Raw genomic sequence first — 14486 nt, forward strand, 5'->3', positions numbered from 1 at the left:
ATGAAACCAGGGTGGTAATATGGCGAAATAGATTAGGAAATTTAAAAATAAGTATGTTTTTTCGTTGTGAAATTGACTTTTAGTGAAGTTACGATAATAATCATGAAAGAGGTGATATGATGAAACGAATAAGTAGTCTTTTCGTGGGTAGTTTATTGGCATTAATGCTGATCTTAAGTGGATGTGCAGGAAAAGAACAAAAAACAGAGAAACAAACAGGGAATCAATCGACATCAGTAGAAAAAATTAGTGATAATATTTTAGATGAAATGGAAGGGCCACCTAAAAATGGTCATACGATTGAAAGACATGTAGGCAAATCAGAAGAGGATTTGAAGAATCGTTTGAAGACAGATAAAGTATCAGCAGCAAGCACATACTATGATAAGGAAACAGCGACGAAAGCTGTAAAAGATAGTTTGAAGCAGCATGATAAGGAAATTCAAGATTGGTTAAAAAATTCTAAAGAGGCTCGTCTCGTATTAAATACAACTCATTCATTCCCTGTTGGGAAAACGGTAATAAAGAAAAATATGAATGTAAAAGACAAATTAGTAAAAACTGTTACTGTTTTAGCGAGAGATAAGTCAGGAGATTTAGGATATAAGATCATTACTTCTTATCCATCTGATAAATAAGAAGGGGGAGTAAATATGTATAAGACATTACAATATTTTTTCAAATCGTATTGTACGTTAAGTATCCATGAGGATGAAATAGTAGGCGTGATGGAAGAGTTTATAGAGCAAGAAGATGAAGAAATTGTTTCGAAATTACGCGATGAATTATTATATATGAAGAAAAAGAATACTTGGGAAGAGGCGTGCGTATTAGCTGCGAGGCAAGGAAATCGTGTGTGGTCGTTAGAAGAAACGAAAGACCATCTTGCAACCTTTTTATTATTCTTGCAAAAGAAAAAGGCGTGAGCAGATCACGCCTTTTTTTGTTGGTTTGATAGTACCTTATTGTGTTGGAGCGCTTTTATATACGCTTTTTGAAATTTGTCCATTAGATAGTACTTCACCGTTTTGTGTTACTTTTTTATATGTAACTGCTGTTATTTTATCATTAGTCCTGCTAATTACTTGAGAAGAAACTTCAACATTTTTACCAGTATTTGTGCCGAAAATACGAGTAGTAATACTACCTCCATTTGAAAATGCTTGAATATAAATATGATTGCCTGTATTGTTTTTAAATTTTAAATCCGGACCATAATCTGCCACTGCTGCATCTTGCCCAAGTGGTAAATAATTTACGGGCATAGAATGATTGCTTCGAGAAACAATTCCTAAATCTGCCCTTAAAGCGGCGCTATATAAAGTACTACTAACTTGGCAAACGCCTCCGCCTGCACTTTGTATAACTTTACCTTCTGAAAATACTGCTGCGGATTTATAACCATGTGCAGCATCCGTTACACCAACGCGGCCATTAAAACTAAACGTTTCATCAGGTGCGACAATAACTCCACTTAAAGTATTAGCTGACTTATTTACGTTATAGGATTGATTTCCATTACGACCAGCCATAGGAGTTGAATATTCAGCAATTACTTCTTTAATCCCCATTTTCTGTATATCTTCTGTAGAACGCTCAGGTTTTAATAGTGTAACTGGTAATGTAACGTCCGATGAGCCAGAAGTAATGGCCTGTTTCGTTAAATCAGTTAACTTTCCTTTATCAATTTTTTCTCCATTTTGACTTTGGCTAATATTTACTGTAGAGCCTTCAACACTTAATTCGGCATTAACAGGATTTTTTAATGTGTCATTATATTTATCCTTCATAAAGGTTTCATAAGCAGTTGTATTTAATTGAGCTGTTAATTTATAGTCACGTTTTAATTCACCATTTTCGGCCTGCTTCCGCATTTGGTAACGATTTATTGCATTTCCTTCTTGTTCTTTAAAGATTTTGTCGATAATATCTTTTTCTTTATAATTTATCCCTAAATCTTTCCATGTGTAAGTTTGTTTATCATTTTGGAATATGTAGGTAAGAGATTTTTGATCTAATTCAGTTACCTTTTGATTAATAATTTCTTGAATATCTTTTTTATTTTTTCCATCGAGAGAAATACCTTCAAATGTAGTATTTGGTAATGCAGTAGTATCTAATTGATTATTTAGTTTGGATACATATTGATATCCACCAACACCGCCTACACAAAGTAATATGCCTCCAGTAATTGCAGAACCAATCAGTATTTTACTTAGCTTCATTTATTTCCCCCCAGAAATTTTTGTATAAATATATGTATTACATTTTTTGTATAAAAATGATGAAAATAACATTATGTACGTACTAGTATACTATTATTTCCACTATGTGTGTAATGTTTTTATAAAAAATGTTACACTGTTGTAATAATTGTCTCTTTTTGTCACAATATGTACGAGAAATATGTTGAAAGTTATAATAAAAAGGCTGTCTAGAAAAATCTAGCAGCCTTTTTATTATAATTTTTTATGTTCATTTTTATTCGTAACACCGAGATGTTCTTGTAGTGTTGTCGAAATATTATTGACGCTTTTTTCATTTGGAACGTAATAATAAATACCACCTATATATTTATCAGTTCCTTCTACTTGCATTTTGTCCATTTTTAAATTGGAATCCATTGAATTTTTGGCAATTGTCATCATATCATCAAAAGTTAAATTTGTTTTTAAGTCTTTATCGACAGCGTCGAGTAGACCACCAATTTTATTAATGGAATTAAGAGATAGTGCTTTTTCAGCAATAGCTTCTAAAACAAGCTGTTGTCGTTGACCGCGCATATAATCACTATCGATATGACGAGTTCTAGCTAGTGCTAATGCCTCTTCTCCATTTAAATGTTGACGTCCTTTTTTCAGATGAATAGCATCTGCTTCGTCTTTACTATTTTGTTCTGTGAATTCAACTGGAACATCGACAGTAATGCCACCAAGAGAATCGACAATTTTGATAAATGATTTAAAGTTGAATTTTACATAATAATCAACTGGAACATCTAAAAAGTTCTCTACGGTATCAATCGTGCTATCCACACCACCAAATACGTGTGCATGTGTAATTTTATCGTATTTATCACGTGATTTAATGTAGACACGTGAGTCACGTGGAATACTGACAAGTTTAACTGATTTATCATTTTTATTAATTGTTGCAAGTAATAGCGCATCTGTGCGAGTTGCTTTTCCGTAATTCTTGTCCCTAATCTCACTTTCATCAACACCCATAATAAGTACAGAAATGTTGTCAGTCATAGGTTTCACGGCTTTTTCACGTTTGCTGGATTTATCCCCGCGGCCCAGTTCAGAGTAGGCATTACTTAACACAGACTTCGCTTTACTGTATATATGGAAGGAATAGCCTCCTGCTCCAAGTGCTATAATCAGTAATGGAATAAGAAGGAACCAAAGTAGGCGTTTTTTCTTTGAGCGTCCTTTTTTGGCTCGGTTATCTTTGTTCATATCGGATTTCATCATTTTTCTCCTTTAAAACTATCAAAGTGTATACATCTAGAAGCGTATTCAAACACATAAAAAATATTGTACGCTAAATAAAAGCGATTGTACATGTATAAAAAATAGATGTCTTGATTATTTATCCCGTATTAACGGGCAGTAAAACTCCCACCTCAAGGTCCAGCGAATGCAAGGAAGTTAGGTGGGAGATAACTGCCCGTAAATACCCGATTGGTTCAACTAATAATCAGAGGGGGAAATCCCCCCTCTGATTAAAGTTTCACTTTATAAGACATCTATTCGTTATTGTATACAAAAGATAGGGATAAGAAAATGATAAAATTTTACCTAATTACAACATAATGCTTACGATAATTGCAGATAAAATGCTAACGAGAGTAGCTCCATATAGTAATTTAAGACCAAATCTGGCAACGACGTTTCCTTGTTCTTCGTTTAACCCTTTTACTGCACCTGAAATAATGCCGATAGAAGAAAAGTTGGCAAAAGAAACGAGGAAAACAGAAATGATACCCACTGTACGGGGAGAAAGGCTATTAGAAATTTTACTAAGATCCATCATGGCTACAAATTCATTCGTTACAAGCTTCGTTGCCATAATGCTACCAGCTGTGACAATTTCAGAACTTGGTACACCGATAAGGAATGCAACAGGCGCAAATACGTAGCCGATTAATTGCTGGAAAGTAATGCCGAATATAATGAGGAATAGGTCATTAATGCAGCTAATTAATGCGACGAATCCGATGAGCATAGCGCCGACAACGATGGCTACGCGAAAGCCATCTAGAATGTATTCTCCAAGCATTTCAAAAAAGCTCTGCTTTTCGCCTTTAATTTCTAAAATATCTTCGTCCTCTTTCACGTCGTATGGGTTAATGATGAGTACGATAATAAAACCACTAAATAAATTGAGAACGAGTGCAGTTACTACATATTTAGGCTCAATCATTGTCATATAGGCACCTACGATAGACATAGATACGGTTGACATAGCAGAGGCACACAGTGTATAAAGACGGTGTTTTGGAATTTGAGCTAATTGTTTTTTAACTGTAATAAAAACTTCTGATTGGCCGACAATGGCAGATGCGATAGCGTTGTAAGATTCTAATTTCCCAAGACCATTTATTTTGCTAAGGAAGTAACCGATCCAATGAATAAAAAATGGTAGTATTTTGAAATGTTGCAGTATACCAATTAAGACGGAAATGAAGACAATGGGCAATAATACAGTAAGGAAGAATGACATTTCACCTTTATTGACAAGACCGCCAAATACAAAGTTTATACCATCAGCAGCATACTCGAGTAGCTTTGTAAACAGACTGGAAATGACCCGAATAAGTATGAGGCCGATTTCTGTATTTAATAATAAATAGGTTAAAATTAACTGTATAATAAGCATGATGAAAATGGGTTTAAATTTAATATGTTTCTTATTGTTGCTAGCAATATAAGCAAGGAAGAAAACAACGATAAGTCCCACGAAAAAAGTAATAAATTTCATAGTAAGCCTCCTAAAAGAGATATTCTGCTATATATGCTTTTCATTTCAAGGGAGAATATGCATCGTTGGTAAAGAAAGGAATAGAGAGAGTATGAATATATGTAGAGTGCACCATGTTGCAATTATTTGTTCGAATTATGAAGTATCTAAAGATTTTTATACTAGAATATTAGGTTTTAAAGCGATAAATGAAGTATATAGAAAAGAACGAGATTCTTATAAGTTAGATTTATGTGTAGGGGAAGAGTATCAAATTGAATTATTTTCATTTCCAAGTCCGCCTGAACGTCCAAGTTTCCCAGAAGCAGCTGGTCTTAGACATTTAGCATTTGCTGTTACAAATATAGAAGAGGCTGTGAAACATTTAAATCAATGTGGTGTGGAGACTGAATCGATACGTATGGATGAAATAACCGGAAAAAAATTCGTCTTTTTCCAAGACCCTGATGGCCTACCTTTAGAATTGTATGAGGTTTGAAATTGGTGAATTTTATATAGGGTTGCTTTTACGTAAATGAAGAAACTAAAGTGAAACTTCTTTTTAAAGGAGGTGTAACTTTAGCTAAGAAAGCTAAAGGACATATGTGGATATTATAAAATTACTGATGGTAGCCATTCTTATTGCATTAACAGGTTTTTTTGTAGCTGTTGAGTTTGCAATTATTAAGGTACGTAGCAGTCGTATTGATCAACTCGTTAGTGAAAAACGACGAGGGGCATTAGCAGCTAAAAAAGTAACTTCGAATTTAGATGAGTATTTATCAGCATGTCAGTTAGGTATTACAATTACTGCTTTAGGGCTTGGGTGGTTAGGAGAGCCGACTATAAAACATTTACTCGAGCCGTTGTTTTTAAAACTACATTTATCTCCTGCAATTGCAAGTACAGTTTCATTTATTATTGCTTTTGCAGTGATTACATTTTTACATGTTGTCATTGGTGAACTTGCTCCGAAGACGCTCGCTATACAAAGAGCAGAGCAAGTTAGCTTATTATTATCTAAGCCAATTATTTACTTTTACCGAGTAATGTATCCGTTTATTTGGGCTTTAAATGGTTCTGCAAGGCTTGTAACAGGGTTATTCGGATTACATCCGGCTTCTGAACATGAAGTTGCTCATTCGGAGGAAGAATTACGATTAATCTTATCCGAGAGTTATGAGAGCGGAGAGATTAATCAAAGGGAATTTAAATATGTAAATAATATTTTTGAATTCGATAATAGAGTCGCAAAGGAAATTATGGTACCTCGTACAGAAGTTGTAGGTTTATATGAGGACGAACCATTTGAAACACATATTAAAATAATCGCACAAGAAAAGTATACGAGATATCCCGTATTTGGTGAAGATAAAGATGAAATTATTGGGATGGTTAATGTAAAGGATTTATTTATTCGTTATATGGATGGTAATCGAGACGAGGAGTGCTCGATTACGCCATATACAAGGCCAGTTATTGAAGTGTTAGAAAATATCCCTATTCATGATTTGCTATTACAAATGCAAAGAAAACGAATTCCATTAGCTGTATTATATGATGAATATGGTGGTACAGCGGGGATCGTTACACTAGAAGATATTTTAGAAGAAATTGTTGGAGAAATCCGAGATGAATACGATGAAGATGAACACCCGCCTATAGAGCATATAAGTGAAGGGTGTAAAATCGTAGAGGGAAAAGTGCTTATCAGTGAAGTAAATGATTTATTTGGTATACACTTAATCGCTGATGATGTAGATACGATCGGCGGTTGGATTATGGTACAAAAGCAAATCGTTGCTGAAGGAGAGAGCATTGAAAAATACGGCTTTTCTTTTAAAGTTCTTGAAAAGGATATGCATCAAATTAAACGAGTGGAAATAAAGAAGGTAGAAGAATGATTTTCTATAAATATTTATAAAAGATATATATAGAAAAATAAATGTTTGCGCTTTCAAAAAAGGTGCTATATAGTGAAGGTGGATACTGAAAAATTCTTCTGAATGATACTCGTATTTTTAGATAAGGATTTAGAATGAAAAGCATAGGTGATGAAAATGATAGCAACGAAGGATATACGTATAGAGAAAGATTTTTTAGGTGAAAAGGAAGTACCGAGTGTAGCTTATTATGGGGTACAAACATTACGTGCTGTAGAAAACTTCCCGATTACAGGATATCGCATTCATCCGTCACTCATTACGGCAATGGCAATTGTGAAAAAAGCGGCGGCACTTGCAAATATGGATACTGGTTATTTAGCGAAAGACATTGGACATGAAATTGCAGAGGCAGCACAAGAAATTGTTGATGGAAAATTCCATGATCAATTTATCGTGGATCCAATCCAAGGCGGTGCTGGAACTTCTATTAATATGAATACAAATGAAGTAATCGCTAATCGAGCGTTAGAGCGTATGGGGTATGAAAAAGGCGCGTATGCAAAAATTAGCCCAAACACGCATGTGAACATGGCTCAATCAACGAATGATGCGTTTCCAACAGGAATTCATATTGCAACTCTTATGATGTTAGAAGAACTTCTTATTACAATGGAAGAACTTCATTCTGCTTTCCGTGCAAAAGCAAAAGAGTTCGATCACGTCATTAAAATGGGGCGTACACATTTACAAGATGCTGTTCCGATTCGTCTTGGACAAGAATTTGAAGCGTATAGCCGAGTGCTTGCGCGTGATATAAAAAGAATTAAACAGTCTCGTCAACATTTATACGAAGTGAACATGGGGGCGACAGCTGTTGGTACAGGATTAAATGCAAATCCTATGTACATTGAACAAGTGGTTAAACACCTGCGAACATTTAGTGGATTCCCACTTGTTGGTGCAGAGCACTTAGTCGATGCAACGCAAAACACAGATGCATACACAGAAGTATCTGCGGCATTAAAAGTATGTATGATGAACATGTCTAAAATTGCGAATGACCTTCGTATTATGGCATCTGGACCGCGTGTTGGATTAGCTGAAATTCAATTGCCAGCTCGTCAACCAGGTTCATCTATTATGCCAGGTAAAGTAAACCCTGTTATGGCAGAAGTAATTAATCAAGTTGCTTTCCAAGTAATTGGTAATGATCATACAATTTGCTTAGCATCAGAAGCAGGACAATTAGAGTTAAATGTAATGGAGCCTGTACTCGTATTTAATTTAATTCAGTCTATCAGTATTATGAATAACGGATTCCGTGTATTCCGTGAATATTGTATTAAAGGAATTACAGCAAATGAAGAATTGCTGAAGCAATATGTAGAGAAAAGTGTTGGAATTATTACAGCAGTTAACCCTCATATTGGTTATGAAGCAGCATCTCGTATTGCACGTGAAGCAATTGAAACAGGAAAATCTGTTAGGGAGCTATGTTTAGAACATGGTGTACTGACAGAAGAAGAATTGGATATTATTTTAGATCCATTCGAAATGACGCATCCTGAAATTGCTGGAGCTTCTTTATTAAAGAATAAGAAGATGTAATGTAAAAAAACACCGATCCATTTGGATCGGTGTTTTTTTTAAAAGATATTAAATACAGCGTTTAATTGAAGTAAGCTAATGATAGCTAAGAAGATTAAACTGTATTTCATTGCTGTTTTAAATAGGACAGATTCTTTACCAACTAGTCCAACTGCGGCACAAGCAACTGCTACAGATTGTGGTGAAACCATTTTTGCCATTGTACCACCTACTACGTTTAATGCAACAAGAGTAGAAGGAACGATGTTTAATTGATCTGCAGTTACTGCTTGAAGCGGTGCAAATAATGAACCACTTGATACTACTGATCCTGTAATGAATACGCCAATCCATCCTAAGATCGGAGAAAGAACAGGGAATGCATTACCAGTAGAAGAGAATGCAAGTCCAAGTGTAGATGACATACCAGAGTAGTTCTCTACGTAAGCTAAAGCGATAACGCTACAGATTGTATATACTGGAGCTTTTAGTTCTTTTATTGTTTCAACCATTAATTCTTTAACCATTTTCCCTTTTACGCGGTATACGATAAGTGAAACGATAATTGCTAATACGATTGCAGTAGTTGTAGATGAGAATACATCAAATTTGAAAACAGCTGCGAAAGGTGTATCAGCTTTTGTAATTGGTGTAGTTTTCATAACGGCATTATGAAGACCAGGGAACTGAATGTTAAATACTAAGTTTGCTAGTGCGCCATCCGGAGCAAATAAAGCTTTAATTGGTTTTAAATTAAAGATTGTTACGAATGCAGTTAAGAATACGAATGGAGACCAAGCATATAGAATTTGATTGAATGTATGAGCTTCTTTTTCTTCTTGTTTTTCTTCTTTAGTAGAAGATTTTGGCTGCCAAACACGTAAGAATAATGCAAGAGAGACCATACTTACAACGGCTGCGAAAATATTAGTAAGTTCTGCACCTAAGAAGTAAGTTACAAGGAACTGAGTAATGGCGAAAGAAACCCCACTTACAAGAATACCTTGCCAAGTTTCTTTAATACCTTTAATTCCATCGACCATTGAAACAAGTAGGAAAGGTAAAACAATACTAATGAATGGTAAAATAAGAACAGTTTGACGACCGATAGTTAATGCGTCTAGCTCAGTTAATTGTGCTGGTACTGTAACTGGGATACCCATAGCACCCATAGCACCACCAGCGATGTTCGCTACCAAACAAATACCTGCTGCTTTTAATGGATTAAAGCCCATACCTACAAGTAATGCAGCTGTAATAGCAACTGGAACCCCTAGCCCAGCTGCGCCTTCTAAGAAAGCACCGAAAGAATAAGCGATTAATAATACTTGTAAACGTTGGTCATTTGTAATGCTTGAAATACTATCACGAATGACATTGAATTGCTCTGTTTTAACAGTTAATTTATAAAGGAAAATTGCTGCGATAACGATAGTACAAATTGGATAAAATCCAGATAAAACACCAAATCCGGCAGATGCTACAGCTACAGTTGCTGGCATTTTATAAACGAATATAGCAAGAATAATAGCGACAATCACACTGTAAAGACCAGCGATATAACTTTTCATTTTCAGTCCCATTAAACAAATGATGAAGCAGAAAATTGGAAGTGCTGCGATTAGTGCAGATAACCAAATGTTGTTTAACGGGTCATAAATTTGTGTCCAAGTACTCATAATGATGACAACTCCTATCTATTTTATGTGAAGAAATTCACATTATTTGTGAAACAATTCACAATCAACTTACATGCTTAGTATATTCTCCTTCAACACTATTGTCAACGTAAAAAAGTATAATTATTCCATAATAGTGTTAAAAGAAATGCTTTGTTCATAAAGTAGACAAAAAGCGCATTCCAACCTATCTGGGTGCGCTGTAATAAGTTATTTGCATATTCTTTTATTTCTTCGTATATCATTGGTTCTGATGAAGCCTTTGTACCATTGGATCTAGTAGTAAGGGAGAGTTATCACGCAAAATCCCAATTAGTATGGGCTAATAACCGGTGGAGGAAAAGTAAGATGCTCACTGATAAAAGTTTTATTTTCTTTAATAGGAAGTTTTGAATAACAGTTCAGGTAATTGCAGTACGAAAAAACAATAAGTCAATTTTTAATATTACATTAGCTCTTTTTACTGAAAATTCCTTTTAGTGTAACAAAGAGGTTAAATATACTCCAACTACTTTACGAAAGGTTATCAATTATAGATGATATTTTACGATATTATTACCGCACGTTTCAATGAGGTGAAAATATAACAAAAAGCTTGATAAAACAACGTTTGCAAGCAAAGTATTTGCAGCCCGTTGTTTTGCTTTTTCGTTATATCATATAGTATAATATTCAAAATCAGCAAGGATTTATTCCTGAGTTCTTTGCTGATAAAGATGGAAAAATTTTTCGGCTTTATAGGTTGATAAAGTTATGTCGTAACAGGAAATATAAGAACAGATATATAAATAAATAAAAAGAAAATAAAAACGAAAATGAGGGGAACTTTATGAGCCAAAATCAATTCGAATGTCGTATTTCAGAAGAAGATGTACAAATGTTAAGAGCGCTAGCGCATCCGTTACGTTTACGTCTAGTAATGGAACTAATGCAACGAGGAACTTGTAATGTAACACAATTACAGGAAGTGTTAGAAATTCCGCAATCAACGGTTTCGCAACATTTAACGAAATTAAAACAAAACAAAGTAGTGCGCTTTGAAAGACGAGGACTAGAAGTGTATTATCAAATTCATAATGATAAAGTAAGTGAAGTTGTAAAAACATTATTTTCTTAAAATTTGAATATTATGGAAAAAGACGTGTGGGATATACGTCTTTTTTTATTTGTCAGAAAGGTGATATGGGAGGAAATATTAGCATGTAAGGAAGAAAAGGCTATCAATTTACATGTTGCTATAAGGAATATATTCTAAAGGGAAAAGAAAAGATAGGAGGGAGGACAGTAAGTAAAGGGAGGAATAATAGTATGGATGTAAAACGTGTGAAACAAATCTTATCTTCTTCAAGTAGAATTGACGTTACATATGAGGGCGTACCAGTATGGATTGAGAGCTGTGACGAGCAGAGTGGAGTTGTTCAAGTGTATGATGTATCTAATCCTGGAGAAAGCGTTCACGTGAACGTGACGGCTTTAGAGGAGAAGTAATAGAAAAGACGCTTCTAAAATTAGAAGCGTCTTTTCTATTTATTATTCCATCATATGTGCAATTTTCTTAGAGAACATAAGAAGTACTAATCCTAGCACGATTACGATAACACCGATGCTTGCGAATACTTCTAAATATCCTAAAGATTGAGTGAAAGCAGCTAATTGTCCTGCTAATAAGTTTGCGAAGCCAGTACCAGCTAACCATACACCCATTAATAATGATGCTAATTTAACAGGAGCGATTGCACTTACCATAGATAATCCGATTGGTGATAAGAATAATTCACCGATTGTATGGAACATGTAAGTGAATACAATGAATAGTAAGTTTGCTTTCATTGTAATATTACCTTCATCGCTACCAGTTTTTAATACAGCTAAAGTTAGAACTAAATATCCAATCCCTAGCAAGATCATACCAAATGCCATTTTCGTTGGGATTTTCAAGTCACCATTTTTCGTTTTAGAAAGTTTAATCCATAATGCAGAAACCGGTAATGCTAGCAAGATAATGAATAGTGGGTTTACAGATTGGAACCAAGGTGTTGGAATTGTAAATCCACCAATTGTACGATCCACGAATTTATCCGTGTAAAGTGTTAAAGAACTACCAGCTTGTTCAAATCCTGCCCAGAAGAATACAACGAAACAAGTTAAAATTAAAATTGCAGTAGTACGTTTTTTCTCTTGTGTTGTTAAAGGTTTTTTCTCAATTGCTTTTGCATTTTTTTCTTTAGATTGTTTACCGACAACAGTTGTTCCAATAGACCCTAAGTAACGAGGTGCTAAGAAATTAAAGGCAAGCTGTCCAATAATCATACCGATACAAGCTGTTAAGAAACCGTATCTATAATCTGCGAAGTAACCGCAAATGAATGGAGCGATAAGAGCTCCTAAGTTAATTCCCATGTAGAAGATAGTGAAGGCACTATCACGACGAGAATCGTTTTCGCTATATAATTGACCTAATAAAGTCGAAATATTTGGTTTGAAGAATCCGTTACCAATAACTAATAATCCTAATCCTAAAAATAGTCCAGTTTTTGTGTTCATTGAAAATAGTACAAAGTTACCAATTGCCATGATGATACCACCAATAGTAATGGCGTGTCGCTTCGTAATGAAATGGTCAGTTAACCAGCCACCAATAATAGGTGTGAAATATACAAGCATTGTGAAAATACCGTAAATTTGTACTGCAACTGCTTTATCAAATCCTAAACCGCCGCTTACTAAGCTCGTTGTTAAATAAAGAACTAATAAGCCACGCATTCCGTAATAACTAAATCTTTCCCATGCCTCTGTAAAGAACAACAAATATAATCCTGGTGGATGTTTTTTTGGTGATTGTTGCTCTCCAGCTTTGTCTAATTTTAAAGCTGCATCCATGTTTGTTTCCCCCTAATCCTGTATAACGGATATTTATGTAATTATTTTAATTCACAAAATATTTAGAAGTCAATAGAATTATATGGAAATAGAAAGAAAAATTCTGAAAAAGTTCTATTTTTCTTCAACCGTTACTGTATTTTGCCCTGAAAACGAGATGATAAGCGTTTTCAAATGTAATAATTGAATTCTAAAAGAAAATAAAATAGTGATTAATCAGAAAATTTAGATTAAAATATCTATTCTGATATAGAGAAAATATATTCTATTTACTTTTATAATATAACATATTGGGAATAAAAATACAAAATGAAATAATGTGACATTTAAGTGAATCGAAAAATAACCAGCTCCATAGAAGGGGAGCTGGTTAGAAAAATATTATTTAACAAAGCGTTTTTCGATATCATCTAATAGTAGGTTAGCGGCCATTACACCACCAGCTGTATTCCAAATAACGTCGTCAACTTTGTATGCTTTACCATTTTTTACTGCATTTAAATTTCTAAATAGAGGATCATTGATATATTCTTTTTCTAATTCAGAGCCTTTTTTCTCGTTTCCTTTATCGAATGTGAAGTAGAATAATACATCGCCATCCATTGCTGAAATACGTTCTTTAGAAACGTTACGTTCTGCAAAGTCATCTTTATTTTGATCACCAGGACGTTTAAATCCAAGTTCTTTTAAAATGACACCAGAGAATGTATCGCCATGATAAATGCGAACATCACCAGGCATGAAGCGAACCATAGAGATTTCTTGATTTACTTTATCGCCAAGTTTGCCTTTTAAATCTTTTATACGTGATTCGTAATTAGCTACAACTTTTTGACCTTCTTTTTCTTTATTTAATGCTTTTGCATAAAATTTGAAGTTATCTTTCCATTCACCGCGTAGCGTCTCAGAGAACACAGTAGGTGCAATCGCTGTTAGTTGCTCATACACTTTTTCATGACGCATTTTGTTACCGATAATTAAGTCTGGTTTTAAAGAAGCGATTGTTTCCACGTTCACTTGTCCTTCATCACCAACAACTTTTACATCTTTCATTTTATCTTTAATATGTGGATACCATGGATCACCAGTCCAAGATTTTACAGCCCCAACTGGTTTCACACCTAGTTCAAGTAAAGCTTCAGTTCCTTCATTTGTTAAAATAACTACACGTTTTGGATTAGCAGGAACTTCTGTTTTACCCATTGCATGTTCAACTGTAATCATTTCTTTTTTCGTATCTTCTTTTGTTTCCTCTTTCGTATTTGATTTTCCACAAGCACTTAAAAGTAATGAAAAGGCTAGTAAAAATACAAATAATATAAACGATTTTTTTTGCGTGAATTTCATTATGTACCCCCTACATACTGAGAAGTTTTTTCAATAGCAAAGATGATAGTAATCCTTCATGGTCCAATTGTCAATGAAAATAATTCTCATTTCCGTTGACAATGAGAATTAAGTTGAAATACACTTACAACGTATCATTATA

The 14486-nt window shown here is 34.3% G+C and carries 13 protein-coding genes; 7 read left to right on the plus strand and 6 right to left on the minus strand.

Going from position 1 to position 14486, the window contains the following annotated elements:
* The first annotated feature begins 119 nt into the window (after positions 1-119).
* Positions 120-638: an RNase A-like domain-containing lipoprotein gene (locus tag KVT31_RS23605; protein WP_140392338.1), complete on the plus strand. Its 519-nt coding sequence runs from the start codon at positions 120-122 to the stop codon at positions 636-638.
* Positions 639-653: 15 nt separating this feature from the next.
* On the plus strand, positions 654-926 hold the full coding sequence (locus tag KVT31_RS23610; protein ID WP_088095107.1) for a hypothetical protein: 273 nt from the start codon (positions 654-656) through the stop codon (positions 924-926).
* A 36-nt stretch (positions 927-962) separates the two neighbouring features.
* On the opposite strand, the gene KVT31_RS23615 is transcribed toward KVT31_RS23610, so the two are convergent.
* The 3 genes from KVT31_RS23615 to KVT31_RS23625 all read right to left on the minus strand — a co-directional run bounded on the left by KVT31_RS23615 (position 963) and on the right by KVT31_RS23625 (position 4986).
* Entirely contained in the window at positions 963-2225 is a 1263-nt protein-coding gene (locus KVT31_RS23615) for a VanW family protein (protein WP_088095108.1), read from the minus strand.
* A gap of 234 nt (positions 2226-2459) precedes the next feature.
* Positions 2460-3476 (minus strand): LCP family protein, encoded by a 1017-nt coding sequence (locus tag KVT31_RS23620; RefSeq protein WP_283162008.1) that lies wholly within the window; start codon positions 3474-3476, stop codon positions 2460-2462.
* Positions 3477-3807: 331 nt separating this feature from the next.
* The gene (locus tag KVT31_RS23625; RefSeq protein WP_088095110.1) at positions 3808-4986 is read right to left on the minus strand and encodes a NupC/NupG family nucleoside CNT transporter; all 1179 of its coding nucleotides are present in this window, start codon (positions 4984-4986) and stop codon (positions 3808-3810) included.
* A gap of 91 nt (positions 4987-5077) precedes the next feature.
* Here KVT31_RS23625 and gloA2 point away from each other — a divergent pair, with 91 nt between their 5' ends.
* From gloA2 to aspA, 3 genes are all read left to right on the plus strand, one after another.
* On the plus strand, positions 5078-5464 hold the full coding sequence (gene gloA2 / locus KVT31_RS23630; RefSeq protein WP_088095111.1) for an SMU1112c/YaeR family gloxylase I-like metalloprotein: 387 nt from the start codon (positions 5078-5080) through the stop codon (positions 5462-5464).
* Positions 5465-5570: 106 nt separating this feature from the next.
* On the plus strand, positions 5571-6869 hold the full coding sequence (locus tag KVT31_RS23635) for a hemolysin family protein (protein ID WP_088095112.1): 1299 nt from the start codon (positions 5571-5573) through the stop codon (positions 6867-6869).
* Positions 6870-7025: 156 nt separating this feature from the next.
* Positions 7026-8459, plus strand: a complete 1434-nt coding sequence (gene aspA, locus KVT31_RS23640) for an aspartate ammonia-lyase (RefSeq protein ID WP_088095113.1) — start codon at positions 7026-7028, stop codon at positions 8457-8459.
* Between the two features lie 38 nt (positions 8460-8497).
* Here aspA and KVT31_RS23645 read toward each other — a convergent pair whose 3' ends face one another.
* Entirely contained in the window at positions 8498-10117 is a 1620-nt protein-coding gene (locus KVT31_RS23645) for an L-lactate permease (RefSeq protein WP_088095114.1), read from the minus strand.
* An 829-nt stretch (positions 10118-10946) separates the two neighbouring features.
* Here KVT31_RS23645 and KVT31_RS23650 point away from each other — a divergent pair.
* Together KVT31_RS23650 and KVT31_RS23655 are read left to right on the plus strand one after the other, a co-directional pair.
* The gene (locus KVT31_RS23650) at positions 10947-11234 is read left to right on the plus strand and encodes an ArsR/SmtB family transcription factor (RefSeq protein ID WP_000081429.1); all 288 of its coding nucleotides are present in this window, start codon (positions 10947-10949) and stop codon (positions 11232-11234) included.
* Between the two features lie 191 nt (positions 11235-11425).
* The gene (locus KVT31_RS23655) at positions 11426-11605 is read left to right on the plus strand and encodes an acid-soluble spore protein H (protein WP_088095115.1); all 180 of its coding nucleotides are present in this window, start codon (positions 11426-11428) and stop codon (positions 11603-11605) included.
* 42 nt (positions 11606-11647) lie between these two features.
* Here the strand turns inward: KVT31_RS23655 and KVT31_RS23660 are convergent, their stop codons facing one another.
* Positions 11648-12997, minus strand: a complete 1350-nt coding sequence (locus KVT31_RS23660) for a peptide MFS transporter (RefSeq protein ID WP_088095116.1) — start codon at positions 12995-12997, stop codon at positions 11648-11650.
* A 381-nt stretch (positions 12998-13378) separates the two neighbouring features.
* Positions 13379-14344, minus strand: a complete 966-nt coding sequence (locus KVT31_RS23665) for an ABC transporter substrate-binding protein (RefSeq protein ID WP_088095117.1) — start codon at positions 14342-14344, stop codon at positions 13379-13381.
* Between the last annotated feature and the right edge of the window lie 142 nt (positions 14345-14486).

The organism is Bacillus sp. GbtcB14, from assembly GCF_019091205.1.
In the GTDB taxonomy this organism is placed as follows: domain Bacteria; phylum Bacillota; class Bacilli; order Bacillales; family Bacillaceae_G; genus Bacillus_A; species Bacillus_A cereus_AG.